14 protein-coding genes are annotated in these 16,009 nt (G+C 69.9%); 5 read left to right on the forward strand and 9 right to left on the reverse strand.

All coding sequences use genetic code 11. The features are described from left to right. Positions 1-101: 101 nt before the first annotated feature. Complete coding sequence (locus DDV73_RS01985) at positions 102-464, forward strand: hypothetical protein (protein ID WP_109505583.1); 363 nt, start codon at positions 102-104, stop codon at positions 462-464. Then, positions 457-939 (forward strand): hypothetical protein, encoded by a 483-nt coding sequence (locus DDV73_RS01990; RefSeq protein WP_338066371.1) that lies wholly within the window; start codon positions 457-459, stop codon positions 937-939. Before DDV73_RS01985 ends, DDV73_RS01990 begins: the two co-directional genes overlap by 8 nt. On the opposite strand, the gene DDV73_RS01995 is transcribed toward DDV73_RS01990, so the two are convergent. Further along, positions 869-1,522, reverse strand: coding sequence for a hypothetical protein (locus tag DDV73_RS01995; protein WP_154402569.1), 654 nt, complete (start codon positions 1,520-1,522; stop codon positions 869-871). The two genes, DDV73_RS01990 and DDV73_RS01995, sit on opposite strands and share 71 nt — an antisense overlap. 69 nt (positions 1,523-1,591) lie before the next feature. Here DDV73_RS01995 and DDV73_RS02000 point away from each other — a divergent pair, with 69 nt between their 5' ends. Then, positions 1,592-2,230 (forward strand): class I SAM-dependent methyltransferase, encoded by a 639-nt coding sequence (locus tag DDV73_RS02000; protein ID WP_109505585.1) that lies wholly within the window; start codon positions 1,592-1,594, stop codon positions 2,228-2,230. Here the strand turns inward: DDV73_RS02000 and DDV73_RS02005 are convergent. After that, positions 2,188-3,165 (reverse strand): helix-turn-helix transcriptional regulator, encoded by a 978-nt coding sequence (locus DDV73_RS02005; protein WP_109505586.1) that lies wholly within the window; start codon positions 3,163-3,165, stop codon positions 2,188-2,190. The two genes, DDV73_RS02000 and DDV73_RS02005, sit on opposite strands and share 43 nt — an antisense overlap. Before the next feature lie 92 nt (positions 3,166-3,257). On the opposite strand from DDV73_RS02005, the gene DDV73_RS02010 reads away from it, so the two are divergent. After that, positions 3,258-4,403, forward strand: a complete 1,146-nt coding sequence (locus DDV73_RS02010; RefSeq protein WP_109505587.1) for an epoxide hydrolase family protein — start codon at positions 3,258-3,260, stop codon at positions 4,401-4,403. Positions 4,404-4,469: 66 nt separating this feature from the next. Here DDV73_RS02010 and DDV73_RS02015 read toward each other — a convergent pair whose 3' ends face one another. From DDV73_RS02015 to DDV73_RS02030, 4 genes are all read right to left on the reverse strand, one after another. Further along, positions 4,470-4,673: a hypothetical protein gene (locus tag DDV73_RS02015; RefSeq protein ID WP_109505588.1), complete on the reverse strand. Its 204-nt coding sequence runs from the start codon at positions 4,671-4,673 to the stop codon at positions 4,470-4,472. 200 nt (positions 4,674-4,873) lie between these two features. Further along, positions 4,874-6,610, reverse strand: a complete 1,737-nt coding sequence (gene arc / locus DDV73_RS02020; RefSeq protein WP_109505589.1) for a proteasome ATPase — start codon at positions 6,608-6,610, stop codon at positions 4,874-4,876. A gap of 100 nt (positions 6,611-6,710) precedes the next feature. After that, positions 6,711-7,685 carry a tRNA (adenine-N1)-methyltransferase gene (locus DDV73_RS02025; RefSeq protein ID WP_109505590.1) on the reverse strand — a complete coding sequence of 325 codons (975 nt, stop codon included), beginning with the start codon at positions 7,683-7,685 and terminating at the stop codon, positions 6,711-6,713. Between the two features lie 54 nt (positions 7,686-7,739). Then, entirely contained in the window at positions 7,740-8,903 is a 1,164-nt protein-coding gene (locus DDV73_RS02030) for a site-2 protease family protein (protein ID WP_109505591.1), read from the reverse strand. A 93-nt stretch (positions 8,904-8,996) separates the two neighbouring features. Between DDV73_RS02030 and DDV73_RS02035 the strand changes: the two genes are divergently transcribed. Beyond that, positions 8,997-9,860 carry a RecB family exonuclease gene (locus tag DDV73_RS02035; protein ID WP_109505592.1) on the forward strand — a complete coding sequence of 288 codons (864 nt, stop codon included), beginning with the start codon at positions 8,997-8,999 and terminating at the stop codon, positions 9,858-9,860. On the opposite strand, the gene DDV73_RS02040 is transcribed toward DDV73_RS02035, so the two are convergent. From DDV73_RS02040 to metH, 3 genes are all read right to left on the reverse strand, one after another. Continuing rightward, positions 9,854-11,254 carry an alpha/beta hydrolase family protein gene (locus tag DDV73_RS02040; protein WP_109505593.1) on the reverse strand — a complete coding sequence of 467 codons (1,401 nt, stop codon included), beginning with the start codon at positions 11,252-11,254 and terminating at the stop codon, positions 9,854-9,856. The two genes, DDV73_RS02035 and DDV73_RS02040, sit on opposite strands and share 7 nt — an antisense overlap. A gap of 53 nt (positions 11,255-11,307) precedes the next feature. Beyond that, positions 11,308-11,976 carry an HAD family hydrolase gene (locus tag DDV73_RS02045; RefSeq protein WP_276310075.1) on the reverse strand — a complete coding sequence of 223 codons (669 nt, stop codon included), beginning with the start codon at positions 11,974-11,976 and terminating at the stop codon, positions 11,308-11,310. Positions 11,977-12,067: 91 nt separating this feature from the next. Continuing rightward, the gene (gene metH, locus DDV73_RS02050) at positions 12,068-15,871 is read right to left on the reverse strand and encodes a methionine synthase (RefSeq protein ID WP_109505595.1); all 3,804 of its coding nucleotides are present in this window, start codon (positions 15,869-15,871) and stop codon (positions 12,068-12,070) included. Between the last annotated feature and the right edge of the window lie 138 nt (positions 15,872-16,009).

A 16,009-nucleotide genomic window follows, 5' to 3' on the forward strand; every position in this document is an offset into this window, starting at 1 on the left:
CGTCCGGGTGGCTCTCAGGTAAAGGAGGGTGGGCCATTCGGGCAAGCCGGCTTCTGAAAGACTCGCGGTGAAGTCGATCCCGGGAGCTTGGAGGGCACCGCGTGCTGGAACCGCTGTCGATAACCCTGACCATTGCCGCACTGGCGCTGGCCGCCGTGGTGGTGGGGTACGTCGTCATCGACCGCCGGCCGGACCGGACCCTGCTCGCGGCGCTCACGCTGCTGGAGGCCGGCCTGGTTGCCCAGTGCGGGATCGGCATCTGGCAGCTGGTGGGCGACTCCGTGGAGGTCTCGGCGGTGACCTTCGTCGGCTACCTGATCGGCGCGCTGGTCGTCGTACCCCTCACGGCGGTCTGGGCGGTCGGCGAGCCGACGCGCTCCGGTACGGCGGTGCTGGTGGTCGGCCTGCTCGTGGTTCCCGTGCTGGTGCTGCGGCTCGAGCAGATCTGGGACGCCGGTGGCTGAGCAGGTGACCCAGGCGAGGTCGACACGCTCCGGGCCCGGCCGGGTCCTGATCGCCGTGTACGCCGTGTTCGCGGTCTCCGCGGCCGGCCGCTCGCTCGTCCAGCTCGGAACGAAGGCCGACGAGGCGCCGTTCCCCTACGTGCTGTCGGCGATCGCGGCCGCCGTCTACGTCGCCGCCACCGTCGCCCTCGCCCGCAGCACCCGCCGGTCGCGTCAGGTCGCCTGGAGCGCGGTGCTGGTCGAGCTGGTGGGCGTGCTCGTGGTCGGCACGCTCAGCGTCGTACAAGAGGACTGGTTCCCCGACGACACCGTCTGGTCGCGGTACGGCGCCGGCTACGGCTGGCTGCCGCTGGTGCTGCCGTTCGCCGGTGTCGCCTGGCTGCTTCACACCCGACGTGCGGCGGCTACGACTCGGCCGGCTGCTCAGCACGACCCGGCCGACGGTGGGTCCACAGAGTCTGCACCACCGAGATGACGCCGATCGCGATCCACAGCCGGACGAACACGATGGCGACGCCGACGAGCGGGTGATCCGAGCGGGCCGGCCGGTCCCAGTCGAAGGAGTCGGTGAGCTCGAGGACCGGCACCGTCCGGGCGGCGTGCCACGACAACAGCTCGAGCACCTCGCGGCTACTGGCCGGACCGGCGCACGTCTCGGCGCCGGCTGCCACCCGGCATGTCGTGATCGTGACTCCCAGGTCGCGGGCGAGGAAGGCCAGCAGCAGCGCCGACACACCGAGCACGAAGCCGAAGAGCAGCAGCGCGCGTCCGACGGCCCGTGCCACGCCGACGTCACCGAGCTCGCGCAGCATCGCGATCAGCAGCACACTCGCCATCAGCAGCGTCAGCGCCGCCACCCCGGCCGCCACCTCGGGCGAGCTCTCCCCCGGGTCGGCGGGCCGGCGCAGCGGCTGGGTGCCGACGATGCTGGGTGCCAGCAGGCCGACGACCACCAGCCAGTAGCCCACGTGCCGCAGCCAGACCGGCCGCCTGCCCCACCACGAGACTCCGCTCGGATGATCCGACCCGTGGAACCAGCTTCGCTCCTCCCCGCCCATGCGAGCGAGTGTCCCACTGGGCGGCCCTGGCTAGGCTGCGAATGCTGCCGATCCCGAAGGGAGTTCGTCGTGGGCTGGTGGGAGAACTGGGTGGTCCCGAGGATCACCGAGGTCGCGTGCGGCTCCCGGGAGCTTCGACCGTGGCGGGAGCGGACGTGCGCGGGACTGCACGGGCGAGTGCTGGAGCTCGGCTTCGGGTCGGGTCACAACACCGGCCTCTACCCGGCCGCGGTGACCTCGGTCTCGGCGGTCGAGCCGTCGGACGTCGGGTGGGAACTGTCGGCACAGCGCCGAGCACGCAGCAAGATTCCCATCGAGCGGACCGGGCTGGACGGGCAGGCGCTGACCTCGGCCGATGCCGCGTTCGACAGCGCGCTGTCCACGTTCACGCTGTGCACGATCCCGGACGCCGTCGCGGCACTGCGTGAGGTACGCCGGGTGCTGGTGCCGGGAGGCACGATCCACTTCCTCGAGCACGGGCTGGCGCCGGACGACGGCGTGGCGCGCTGGCAGCGGCGGCTGGAGCCGGCGCAGCGCGCGTTCTCCGGGGGCTGTCACCTGACTCGCGACATCCCAGACCTCCTAGCCGCGGCCGGCTTCGAGGTGCTCGACCTGGCCGAGCAGTACCTGCCGGGTCCGAAGGCGGCCCGGCCGTGGTCCTACGGCTATCTGGGCCGTGCGGTCGCCGCGGGCAGCGCGCCGCGGTAGCGGTCGGACAGCGTCCGGATGTGATCAACCAGCTCGGGCGGCTCGGTCACGTGGAAGTCCAGACCGAGCAGGCCGATCCAGACCGCGATCATCTCGAGACTGTCGGCCCCGGTCGCCAGCACCGAGTGGTTCTCGTCGACCGTCTCGACCACGCCGACGGTCGGGTTGATCCGGGCCAGTACGTCGTCCGCCGGCGCGTCGACCGCGATCCGCGCGTGCACCTTCCAGCCGGTGGAGGCGACGTCGCGGAGCACGAACTCGGCGTAGTCCCCGCCCTCGAGCGGCTGCGGCGTGAACTGGCCGGCACCCGGCACACGGAGCGTGATCCAGTCGGCACGGAACGCCTGCCACTCCCCCGTCGGCCGGCGCCGCGCCACGGCGTACCAGCGCTGCTGCCAGCTCACCAGGCGGTACGGGTCGGCCTCGACAGGCTCCTCGGCAGCGCCGTAGAAGAAGCGGATCGCCTCCTGGTCCCGGCACGCCGCTGCCAGGTCGGCGAGCAGCCCGGGGTCGACGGGCGGTGCTTCGACGTTGGTAGCGGTGTTGGCCGGCCCGACGTCGGTGCTGTCGTGCAGGGCACGAACCCGCCGCCGGAGCCGGTCCGGCAGCACCTGCTCCAGCTTGGCCAGGGCGAGCGTGCTGGTCTCCTCGATGCCGGGTACGGCGCGCACCTGGCCGAGCCCGACCGCCACCGCGACCGCCTCGTCGTCGTCGAGCAGCAGCGGCGGCAGCTTTCCGTGCTCGCCCAGCCGGTACCCGCCCGCGGGACCGCGCACGGAGTCGATCGGGTAGCCCAGCTCGCGCAGCCGCTCGACGTCCTTGCGCAGCGTCCGCTCGCCGACGTCGACCCGGGCGGCAAGTTCGGCACCGGGCCACATTCCGCGGGTCTGCAGCAGGCCGAGTACCGCTAATAGCCGAGCTGAGGTCTCTAGCATCCGGACTCCGAACAAAAGATTCGTAGCAACTGGGGTGAGAACTAGGAAAGTTCCGGAACGAAGCGTGCCGGAACCGCCTCTACGTTAGCCATATGACGACGAACCAGCAGCCCACCACCACCCTCGACGTTCGGCCCTTCAAGGTAGACATCCCGCAGGCCGACCTCGACGACCTGCAGGCCCGGCTCGCGAACACCCGCTTCCCCGCCGAGGCGCCCGGCGACACCTGGGACCTCGGTACGCCGGTCAGCTACCTGCGCGACACGGTCGACCACTGGCTGACCTCGTTCGACTGGCGCGAGCAGGAGGCCAGGATGAACGAGTTCCCGCACTTCCTGACCGAGGTCGACGGCCAGACCATCCACTTCATCCACGTCCGCTCGCAGCACGAGAACGCGACCCCGGTCGTGCTCACCCACACCTACCCCGGCTCGTTCGTCGACTTCCTGGACGTGATCGGCCCGCTGACCGACCCGGAGGCGTACGGCGGCAGCGCCGAGGACGCCTTCCACGTGGTGGTGCCGAGCATGCCGGGGATGGGCTTCAGCACCCCGGTCGCCGACGGCGGCTGGACGATGGAGCGGGTCGCCGGGACCTGGGACAAGCTGATGCGCGGCCTCGGCTACGCGTCGTACGGCGCGCACGGCTCGGACAACGGCGCGATGGTCTCCCGTGAGCTGGCGATCCTGAACCCGGAGGGCTTCCTCGGCGCCCACGTCCTGCAGCTGTTCGCCTTCCCGAGCGGCGACCCGGCCGAGTTCGAGAAGATGGGGCCGAGCGACTACGCGGCGCTCGAGTTCGCGGGCTGGTTCCAGACCGTCAACGGGTTCTCGCACATGAACGGCTCCCGGCCGCAGACCATCGCGGCCGCGCTGAGCGACTCGCCGGTCGGCCAGCTGGCCTACAACGAGCTGTTCGAGAACTTCGGCAATGGCACCGGCCTGATGACCCGTGACCAGGTGCTGACCCAGGTGAGCCTCTACTGGCTGACCAACACCGCCGCCGGCGCGGTGCGCTACTACCACGCCGAGAAGAACGTGGAGGCGCGCGTCAACGAGGGTCCGATCGGGATCACGGTCTTCGCCGACGACTTCAAGTCGATGCGGCCGTTCGCGGAGCGCGACAACACCAACATCGTGTCCTGGACCGAGCAGCCGCGCGGTGGCCACTTCGCCTCGATCGAGGTGCCCGACGTGCTGGCCGAGGAGATCCGCGCCTTCTACCGCAAGGAGGCCTGACCCACGTCAAGCGACGGCGCCGGCCACCCCATCTGGGGTGGCCGGCGCCGTCGCGGTTCTCGCGGGCTAGCCCGGAGGAGGATTGAGCAGCTGGGTGATGTTGCGGTGCGAGGTCTTCGCGGCCTCCAGCCCACCGGCCGCGTTGACGGCGTGGCTCCCGGTCCTCCGGCTGGGATCGCCGGTCCATGGCCGGCGCCAGCGCGCCGGCAGCAGTCGCGCGGCGGCGATGACCACCAACGCGCTGCCCAGGACGATGATCCAGAAGTTCATAACGCCTCCTCTGCCGTGACGCCGCTCCCCGTATGTGCGGCGTTCCTGCGTTGCCGCCGACGGTAACGGGAGGTTGAGGGCAGGCACCGGGCAGAACCTGGTCAATCGGTGGCCGGGCTGCCGTACCGAAGAGTACGACGGACCCGCGCGTGCGAATCCGTCGTACTCTTCGGTACCGCGTCTTGGCGGCGCTGCTCGGGCTAGAGGTACTGGCCGGTGTTGGAGATGGTGTCGATCGAGCGGCCGGGCTCGGTGCCGGACTTGCCGGTGACCAGGGTCCGGATGAAGACGATCCGCTCGCCCTTCTTGCCGGAGATCCGCGCCCAGTCGTCGGGGTTGGTGGTGTTCGGCAGGTCCTCGTTCTCCTTGAACTCGTCCACGCAGGCCTGCAGCAGGTGCAGCACCCGCAGACCCTTCTGGTCGTGCTCGAGGAGGTCCTTGATCGCCATCTTCTTGGCCCGGTCGACGATGTTCTGGATCATCGCGCCGGAGTTGAAGTCCTTGAAGTAGAGGACTTCCTTGTCGCCGTTGGCGTAGGTGACCTCGAGGAAGCGGTTCTCCTCGGTCTCGGTGTACATCCGCTCCACGGTCGCCCGAATCATGCCGCCGATGCAGGCGTCGCGGTCGTCACCGAACTCGCCGAGGTCCTCCGGGTGCAGCGGCAGGTCGGGCGTGAGGTACTTGCTGAAGATGTCGCGCGCCGACTCGGCGTCGGGCCGCTCGATCTTGATCTTCACGTCCAGGCGGCCGGGCCGCAGGATCGCCGGGTCGATCATGTCCTCGCGGTTGGAGGCGCCGATGACCAGCACGTTCTCGAGCGTCTCGACGCCGTCGATCTCGCTGAGCAACTGCGGGACGATCGTGTTTTCCACGTCGGAGGAGACACCGGAGCCACGGGTCCGGAACAGCGAGTCCATCTCGTCGAAGAACACGATGACCGGAGTGCCCATCGACGCCTTCTCACGAGCCCGTTGGAACACCAGCCGGATGTGCCGCTCGGTCTCGCCGACGTACTTGTTGAGCAGCTCGGGGCCCTTGATGTTGAGGAAGTACGACTTCCCCTCGGCGCCGGTCTTCTCGCTGACCTTCTTGGCTAGTGAGTTGGCCACTGCCTTGGCGATCAGGGTCTTGCCGCAGCCGGGCGGGCCGTAGAGGAGGACGCCCTTCGGCGGCTTGAGCTTGTGCTCCTTGAAGATCTCCGGGTAGAGGTACGGCAGCTCGACGGCGTCGCGGATCTGCTCGATCTGGCCGATCAGGCCGCCGATCTGGCTGTAGTCGATGTCGGGGACCTCTTCGAGGACGAGCTCCTCGACCTCGGACTTCGGCACCTTCTCGTAGACGTAGCCCGCGCGGCTGTCCAGCAGCAGCGAGTCGCCGGCCCGCAGGGCGTCCGCGCGCAGCGGCTCGGCGATGCGTACGACGCGCTCCTCGTCGGCGTTGGCGATCACCAGGACGCGGTCGCCGTCGGCCAGGATCTCCTTGAGCATGACGACCTCGCCGACCTGCTCGAACTCCAGCGCCGCGACCACGTTGAGCGCCTCGTTGAGCATGACCTCCTGGCCGCGCTGCAGGCTGTCGAGGTCGACGGTCGGGCTGACGTTGACCCGGAGCTTGCGGCCGCCGGTGAACACGTCGATCGAGTCGTCGTCGTTGCGCGTCAGGAAGGTGCCGAAGCCAGCGGGCGGCTGGGCGAGTCGGTCGACCTCTTCCTTGAGCTTCATGATCTGGTCACGAGCCTCGCGCAGGGTCTGCGCAAGGCGCTCGTTCTGGCTGGTCACGGCCGCGAGGGACCGTTGGGTGTCAGTGAGCCGCTGCTCCACCCCACGCGAATGCACCGGTGCGTCCGCCAGTCGGCGGCGCAGGTCGGTGACCTCGGCCTCCAGGAAGCGAACCTGGCTGGCCAGCTCTTCCGCACTCCTGTTGTGCGATGCCGACATGGCGATCACCTCCTACCTCTGCGACCCTACCCGCGTCTCCGGTGAACGGAAGTGGTTGGGATGCATGTCTCGTTAACGAATTGGTCGTAGCGCAGATGCGCTATGCGTCGTACTCCTCCTCAGCGAGCTGCGGAGGCAGATCGGGCGGCCGCGGGCCGGTGTAGTCGCTGCCGTAGGCGCCCGGAGCGGGCCGCCGCTTCTTCGCCATTGGCCTCTCCCCCGGCGCCATCCGGCGGGCGGTGACCAGGAACGCGGTGTGCCCGATCATCTTGTGGCCGGGCCGTACGGCGAGCCCCTCGACGTGCCAGTCGCGGACCAGCGACTCCCACGCCTGCGGGTCGGTGAAGCCGCCGTGGGCGCGCAGTGTCTCCACCACCCGAGACAGCTGGGTGGTGGTCGCGACGTACACGCAGACGATGCCGCCGGCGACCAGCGCGTCGGCGACCGCGTCGACACACTCCCAGGGCGCGAGCATGTCGAGGATGATCCGGTCGGCGCGGTCGCCGCCCGCGGGCAGCGCCTCGGCCAGGTCGCCGAGCCGCAGCTCCCAGGCCGGGTGGCTCTGTCCATCGCGGGCCCCGAAGAACTGGGTGACGTTCTGCCGGGCGACGTCCGCGAACTCCTCGCGCCGCTCGAACGACAGCACCTTGCCGTGCGGGCCGACTGCCCGCAGAAGCGAGCAGGTCAGCGCACCGGAGCCGACGCCCGCCTCTACGACCCGGGCACCCGGGAAGATGTCGGCCGCCGAGACGATCTGGGCGGCGTCCTTCGGATAGACCACGGCCGCGCCACGCGGCATCGAGACCACGAACTCCGACAGCAGCGGCCGGAACACGAGGTACTGGCCGCCCGCCGACGAGGTCAGCGTGAAGCCCTCCTCGCGGCCGATCAGTTCGTCGTGCTCGAGGTGGCCGCGGTTGGTGAAGAACCGCTTGCCGGGCTCCAGGCAGATGTTGTGCCGGCGGCCCTTCTGGTCGGTCAGCCGCACCCACTCGCCCGCCCGCAGCGGACCGCGGTGAACCCCGGACCAGGCCTCGGGAGGTACGTCGGGGAGCGGCGTCGGATCAGCGGGCATGTCGGAACCCTATGGGGAGCCTCCGACAACCACCGAACGCGGTCCAGGGTCGGCTCAGTGGGCGGCCCGGAACGCCTTGTCGACGTCGTCGGTGGCGAGGATGCCGAAGACGCTGCCGTCCTCCTCGACCAGGAGGTACTCGGCGGCCGGGCGGCGGCTGATCGCCAGCACCAGGTCCTCGCCGTAGATCGTCGCCGGCAGGGTCAGCCCCTCCTCGAGCGCTCGGGACACCGACGAGACCGGCAGCCACGGCCGGCGGTCCTCCGGGGTGGCGAGGAGTGCCTGCTCGTTGACGATGCCGGTGGGCAGGCCCTCGCTCGTCACGGTCACGATGCCGCCGGCCTCGGCCTCCTGGGCGCGGCGTACGGCCTCGGCGAGCGGGAGATCGTCGGGCACCGCGAGGGTACGCCGGGCGAGCTCGCGGCCGACCAGGTGCGGGAGCTTGCTGCGGATCCGGGCGGCTCCCATAGCGGCGGTCGCGCCGGACCAGAGGAAGGCCGCGATCACCACGGCCAGCACGTAGTCGAGCATCGTTGAGCGGATGTCGAGCACGACCTCCTGGAAGATCGGCCAGCACAGCGCCAGGATGGCGGCGATCCGGCCGCCCCAGCCGGCGACGATGGTGCCGCGGTGCATGTTGCCCGTCGTGCCCCAGACCGCGGCCTTCAGCACCCGGCCGCCGTCGAGGGGCAGGCCGGGCAGCAGGTTGAGGACGCCGACCACGAGGTTGGCGCCGAACAGGCCCTCGACGGCAAGCTTCAGCAGGCCGTCCGGGGTGATGAACCACAGACCGAGCGCACCCGCCGCGACCGCGAGCGAGGTCAGCGGGCCGACCACCGCGATCATGAACTCCTCGCGCGGCTTGCGGGCCTCACCGTCGATCGCAGTCATGCCGCCCAGGAAGTGGAGCGTGATGGTGGGCACCCGGAAGCCGTAGTGGCGGGCCATGAACGCGTGCGAGGCCTCGTGCAGCAGCACCGACAGGTAGAGCAGCACGGCGAACGCGACGCCGGCCAGGTACTTCCAGCCGCCCAGACCGGGCTCGACTTCGTCGACTCGAGGGGCCACCAGGAACGCGATCAGCGCTGCGACGATGAACCACGATGACGAGATGAGGACGTCAGCGCCGGCGAGGGTGCCGATCCGAAATGTCCCGGGAGGCCGCGGGTGGCGAACGGGACCCTCGGCATGACGGGACTTGGAATCTTGGTCGGGCACACTTCGAGGCTATCCGATCGCCGCTCGATCGCCGTTCCGGCTCATCCAAGCTCATCCAAGAATGTCCGTGGCGTCGCCTAGGGTCGGTATGTGATGTTGTCAGAGCAGCAGCCGACGGAAGTCGACGGGGAGAACGTGCTGGGCGCGCTCTCGCCGAGCCGCGCGGCCGACTTCATGACCTGCCCGCTGCTCTACCGGTTCCGCACCATCGACAAGCTGCCCGAGCCGCCGGCCCGGGAGGCGGTGCGCGGGACCGTGGTCCACCAGGTGCTGGAGGACCTCTTCGATCTGCCTGCCCCGGAGAGGACCCCGGAGCGGGCGCGCGAGCTGCTGGTCCCCACCTGGTCCGACATGGTGGCGGCGTACCCCGAGGTCGCCGAGATGTTCGGCGAGGAGGGTCCGGACGTCGCGACCTGGCTGGCGTCCTGCCGCGACGTACTCGACACCTACTTCACCCTGGAGGATCCGCGCCGGCTGGAGCCAGCCGAGCGCGAGCTGTACGTCGAGGCGCTGCTCGACTCCAAGCTGCTGCTGCGCGGCATCGTCGACCGGCTCGATATCGCGCCCGACGGTGCGGTCCGAGTGGTGGACTATAAGTCCGGGTACTCCCCCAAGGAGGGCTTCGAGGGCAAGGCGCTGTTCCAGATGCGGTTCTACGCGCTGGTCATCTGGCGGGCCCGCGGGGTGATTCCGGCGATGCTGCAGCTGGTCTACCTCGGCAACGGCGAGATCCTCCGCTACGTGCCCGACGAGGCCGACCTGCTGGCGACCGAGCGCAAGGTCGAGGCGCTGTGGCAGGCGATCCGGACCGCCCAGGAGACCGGCGACTGGCAGCCGAGCCCGGGCTGGATGTGTGGGGTGTGCGCCCACCGGGCGCTCTGCCCGGCGTGGGGCGGCACCCCGCCACCGCTGCCCGAGCCCGTCGTCGACGAGGTGCCGCAGGAGGTGGCTCAGTAGGCTATGCCGACGTCCCCGCGCGCCTCCCACCGGTCGTACTGCCACTGGCTCATCGCCGGCCAGTCCGTGTCGCCCGGCCGCGGGTAGACCCGCGAGAAGTAGGACCCGGGCCTCGCCGTGGTGTCGAAGAAGCAGCCCTCGCCGTACGTCGCGTCGAAGGCCGGGCAGTCATCGGCGAGCGAGGCCCTGGTCGGTCGGCCCTCGCCCCGCACCCAGTCGTGCAGGGCGTCGACGACGGTGGCGTACTCCGAGTCGCTCAGCGAGCTGTGCTCTGCCTCGGTCGTGAATGCCTGGACCAGGTGGTGGTCCGTGCCCGCACCCCGCAGCGTCGCGCGGTAGGCCGACTCGTGCTCGACGAACGCCGTCGGGTCGTCCAGCGCGTGCAGGCTGAGCACCGGGATCGACACGTGACCGGTGAGGTCGCTGTCGAATCGCAGGTCGCGGCGCGCGCCCGGGTCGGCGGCGTACCGCTGCACGCCGCGGTTGAGCGCGCGGTCGTCGTCCGAGCCGCGGTAGCGCACGCCGACGTTGCTGAACGGGTTCCGGTCGCCGAGCCGTTCGTGCACGATGTCGCGGAACGTGAACGTCGCGAAGCTCAGGTGTGAGTAGAGGGTGCGCTCGGGGATCCGCAGCACCGACAGCAGGTTGGCGAGGTTGCGACGCTGGGTCTCGGATCGCTCCTCCGGTGCCGACTGGTAGCCCGTGCACTCCTGGAGGCGCGAGCGCAGGCCGGTAGCGGTCATCGTGGAGCCGGCTCGCAGGCCCTGCCACAGCGGGTACTGCTGCTCGTCGGGCCGCGGGTGGTTGCGGCAGTAGTACTGGTAGACGACCCGGAGGTCGACCCGGTAGTCGTAGCCGCGGCTGCCGCCGCCGAGCACGCCGTTGGTGAGCAGTGCGCCGTCGTACCGGCCGGGGAACATCTCCACCGCCTTCGCGGCGATGTTCCCGCCCCACGACTGGCCGTGCAGCAGGGTCGTGTCGGGCTTCCCGAAGTGCTCGGCGAAGAGCCGGTGCAGCTGCTCGACGTCGGTGGCGCCCATCCGGGTGCCGTACCCACCGCGACGGTACGACGTACCCGCCCAGGCGTAGCCCTCCCGCACCATCACCGACCAGCGGTCGAGATCATCCTTGCTCCGCGCCGGGTCCGCCTCGCCGAGGTCGGGCCCGCCGTGGGCGTGCAGGACCAGCGTGCCGTCCCAGCCCTCGGGGACCGCGATCCAGTACCACGACCCCGATGCCTGCTGACCCGAGTAGCAGGACGTGCCGGCCTGCAGCGAGTCCGGACAGGTGGCTGGTGGCAGGTCGGGCTCGGGAGCCGTCGACTGCCCGGCGGAGGGCGGTCCGATCGAGGTGGCGACGAGCGCGGCGAGCAGGGCGACGATCTTGAGCTTCATATGCGTCCTCCGGTTGGTCTCACCGCGGAGTCAACGCCTGAGTGTGACGCCCGTCACCCTTCTGTTCGTTGTGTTCGCGACGCCGCGATGTCGGCCAGGCCGGCCGCGTCGAGCCCGGCCAGGGTGTCGGCGAAGACCCGCCGCTCCCCCGGCAGCACCGGCACGTGGTTCGGTACGACGAGCACCGTGCAGCCGGCAGCCTCAGCGGAGCGGACGCCGGTGTTGGAGTCCTCGATCGCCAGGCACGCGGCCGGGTCGACCTCCAGCAGCGCCGCGGCCTCGAGATACGGCTCCGGGTGCGGCTTGCCGTGGGTGACCGCGTCACCGGTCACGATCACCTCGAAGGTGCCCTCGGGCAGGCGTGCCAGAACCGGGTCGACGAAGCGGCGATAGGACATGGTCACCAGCGCGCACGGCACCTCGGCCGCGCGCAGGTCGGTCAGCAGCTCCAGGGCGCCCGGCCGCCAGGGCACCGACTTCTCGACCTTGGTGACCACGCCGTCGAGCAGCTGCTCGACGATCTCGGCCGGCTCGAGGTCGATGCCCATGTGCTCCTTGATGTAGCGACCGGACACCAGCAGGTCGTTGCCGACCAGCTCCAGCGCGTGCGCCTCGCTCCAGGTGCCGCCGTACCGCTCGGCCAGCTCGAACTCGGTCGCGATCCAGTAGGGCTCGGTGTCCACCAGCGTGCCGTCCATATCCCAGAGGACAGCAGCAGGCAGCGGGTACTGAGGGGACGGTGGTTCAGGCTGCTTCGCCTCGGACCGAGGTGGAGAGGCAGCGCTCGCTGACGCTCGCTTCTGCATCTCGACCTCAGTCCTCGGGGTCATAGCCCAAGTTTGCCGACAGCCAGCGCTCGGTCTCCGCGAGGGTCCAGCCCTTCCGCTCGGCGTACTCCTCGACCTGGTCGCGGCCGAGCCGGCCGACCACGAAGTACTGGCTCTGCGGGTGCGAGAAGTACCAGCCGGAGACCGAGGCGCCCGGCCACATCGCCATCGACTCGGTGAGCTCGATGCCGGTGTTGGCCTCGACGTCGAGCAGCTCCCACAGCGTCTGCTTCTCGGTGTGCTCGGGGCAGGCGGGGTAGCCGGGCGCGGGCCGGATGCCGGCGTACTGCTCCTTGATCAGCGCGACGTTGTCGAGGTGCTCGTCGGGCGCGTAGCCCCAGTACTCCTTGCGCACCCGCTCGTGCATCCGCTCCGCGAACGCCTCGGCCAGCCGGTCGGCGACCGACTCCAGCAGGATCGCGTTGTAGTCGTCGAGCTTGGCCTTGAACTCCGCGACCTTGTCCTGGGAGCCGAGTCCCGCGGTGACCGCGAAGCCGCCGATGTAGTCGCGCAGGCCGGTGGACTTGGGCGCCACGAAGTCGGCGAGCGAGCGGTTGGGTACGCCGTCGCGGTGCTCGCCCTGCTGCCGCAGGTGGTGGAGCACGGCGTGCGGCTCGGCGCGCTGCTCGGTGAGGTAGACCTCGACGTCATCGCCGATCGCGTTCGCCGGGAACAGCCCGATCACGCCGCTGGCGCGGATCCACTTCTCCGCGATCGCCTGGTCCAGCATCGCCTGCGCGTCGTCGTACAGCTTGCGGGCGGCCTGGCCGCTGGCCGGGTTGTTGAGGATGTCGGGGAACGACCCCTTCATCTCCCAGGCGTTGAAGAACGGCTGCCAGTCGATGTAGCGGCGCAGCTCGCCGAGCGGGTAGTCACGGAAGACCCGCACATGCTGGGTGGCGGTGCCGTCGCGCGCGGTCACCGAGGAGACGTCGCGCTCCTGCTGGAGGAGCAGGTGCGGGCGCGGCGGGCGGTAGCCGGTCCACTCGATCGGCGTCCGGTTGGCGCGCGCCGTCTCCAGCGACACGATCGGCCGATCGTGCTTGGCGGCGTGCCGGGCGCGGAGTGCGTCGTAGTCGGCCTTCACCCCGGCCATCAGCGTCGGGCGCTGGTCGTCGCTGAGCAGCGCGGCCGCGGTCGGGACCGAGCGGGAGGCGTCCTTGACCCAGACCACGGGGCCGTCGTACTTGCCGTCGACCTTCACCGCGGTGTGCGCGCGCGAGGTGGTCGCGCCGCCGATCAGCAGCGGGATCTCCAGACCCTGGCGCTGCATCTCCGCGGCGAAGCCGACCATCTCGTCCAGCGACGGCGTGATCAGGCCGGAGAGCCCGATGATGTCGGCCTGGTGCTCCTTGGCGGCGTCCAGGATCTTCTGTGCCGGGACCATCACGCCGAGGTCGATCACCTCGTAGTTGTTGCACTGCAGCACCACACCGACGATGTTCTTGCCGATGTCGTGGACGTCGCCCTTCACGGTCGCCATCACGATGGTGCCGTTGGTGTCCTTCTGGGTGGCGAGGGCCGGGTCGTTGGCCTTCTCCTCCTCGATATAGGGGATCAGGTAGGCGACGGCCTTCTTCATCACCCGGGCGCTCTTGACCACCTGCGGCAGGAACATCTTGCCGGCGCCGAACAGGTCGCCGACCACGTTCATGCCGTCCATCAGCGGGCCCTCGATCACCTCGATCGGGCGGCCGCCGCGGTCGGCGATCTCCTGGCGGAGCAGCTCGGTGTCGTCCTCGATGAAGGCGTCGATGCCCTTGACCAGGGCATGGGTGATCCGCTCGCCGAGTGGCAGCGCGCGCCACTCCTCCTCGGTCGCCTCGACCTCGTCGGCCGACTTGTTGTGGGCCTCGGCGATCTCCAGCAGCCGCTCTGCTGCGTCGGGACGGCGGTTGAGGACGACGTCCTCGATCCGGTCGCGCAGCTCGGCGTCGACCTCGTCGTACACCGCGAGCGCGCCGGCGTTGACGATGCCCATGTCCAGCCCGGCCTCGATCGCGTGGAACAGGAAGACCGCGTGGATCGCCTCGCGGACCGGGTTGTTGCCGCGGAACGAGAAGCTAACGTTGGAGATGCCGCCGGAGACCAGCGCGCCGGGCAGGTTCTGCTTGATCCAGCGGGTGGCCTCGATGAAGTCCAGGCCGTACGACGCGTGCTCCTCGATGCCGGTCGCGACGGCGAAAACGTTCGGGTCGAAGATGATGTCCTCGGGCGGGAAGCCGACCTGCTCGGTGAGGATCTTGTAGGCACGCCCGCAGATCTCCTTGCGGCGGTCCAGCGAGTCGGCCTGGCCGTCCTCGTCGAAGGCCATCACGACCGCGGCCGCGCCGTACTTGCGGACCAGGCGGGCCTGCTCGATGAACTTCTCCTCGCCCTCCTTCATCGAGATCGAGTTCACGATCGCCTTGCCCTGCACGCACTTCAGGCCGGCCTCGATCACCTCCCACTTGGAGGAGTCGACCATGATCGGCACCCGGCTGATGTCGGGCTCGGACGCGATCAGCTTCAGGAAGCGGTCCATCGCGGCGACGCCGTCGATCATGCCCTCGTCCATGTTGACGTCGATGACCTGCGCGCCGTTCTCGACCTGCTGCGCGGCGACCGACAGCGCGGTGTCGTAGTCGCCGTCCTTGATCAGCTTGCGGAAGCGCGCGGAGCCGGTGATGTTGGTCCGCTCCCCCACGTTGACGAACAGGCTGTCCTCGGTGATGTTGCACGGCTCCAGGCCGGACAGCCGCATCGCCTGCGCAGCGGTCGGTACGACGCGGGGCTCGGCGCCCTTGACCGCGTTGGCGATCGCCTCGATGTGGGGTGCGGTCGTGCCGCAGCAGCCGCCGACCAGGTTGAGCAGGCCGGAGCCGGCGAACTCGCCGAGCACGCCCGCCATGTGGTCCGGCGTCTCGTCGTACTCGCCGAACTCGTTGGGCAGCCCGGCGTTCGGGTGCGCGGAGACGAAGCAGTCGGCGATCCGGGACAGCTCGGCGACGTACGGCCTGAGGTCCTCGGCGCCCAGCGCGCAGTTGAGGCCGACCGCGAGCGGCCGGACGTGCCGGATCGAGTTCCAGAACGCCTCGGTCACCTGGCCGGACAAGGTGCGGCCGGACGCGTCGGTGATGGTGCCGGACACGATGACTGGCCAGCGCCGGTCGCGCTCCTCGAACAGGGTCTCGACCGCGTAGATCGCGGCCTTGGCGTTCAGGGTGTCGAAGATGGTCTCGATCAGCAGGATGTCCGCGCCGCCGTCGACCAGGCCGCTGGCCTCCTCGTGGTACGCCTCGACCAGCTCGTCGAAGCTGACGTTACGCGCGCCGGGGTCGTTGACGTCGGGCGAGATCGAGGCGGTCTTGGTGGTGGGGCCGAGCGAGCCGACCACGTAGCGCGGCCGGTCCGGCGTACTGACCGCGTCGACCGCCTCGCGAGCAACCCGGGCGGCCGCGACGTTGAGCTCGTAGCAGAGGTCCTCGAGGCCGTAGTCGGCCTGGGAGACGCGGGTGCCGTTGAAAGTGTTGGTCGAGATCAGGTCGGCGCCGGCGTCGAGGTAGGCGGCGTGGATCTCGCGGATCAGGTCGGGCTGGGTGAGGACCAGCAGGTCGTTGTTGCCCTTGAGCTCGCCCTCGAAGTCGGCGAACCGCTCGCCCCGGTACTGCGCGTCCTCCAGCTGGTAGCCCTGGATCATCGTGCCCATCGCGCCGTCGATGACCAGGATCCGCTCGGTGAGCGCGGCGGTCAGCTCGGCTGTCGCATCAGGTCTACTGGCGTCTATCCGGTTGGGACTGGAGTCCGGCACGTGGGTCCCTCTCTACTCCCGGGCGGGCGGTACCCGTCCACATCCAGGCTAGGTACGACGTCCACAGGCTGGACGGCATTCCCGCATCGTGAACGACTCTTTCATCGTTCCACCGTCCTCACCGTGCGGCGAAATCCT

Source organism: Nocardioides speluncae, from assembly GCF_003121585.1.
Classification (GTDB): Bacteria; Actinomycetota; Actinomycetes; order Propionibacteriales; family Nocardioidaceae; genus Nocardioides; species Nocardioides speluncae.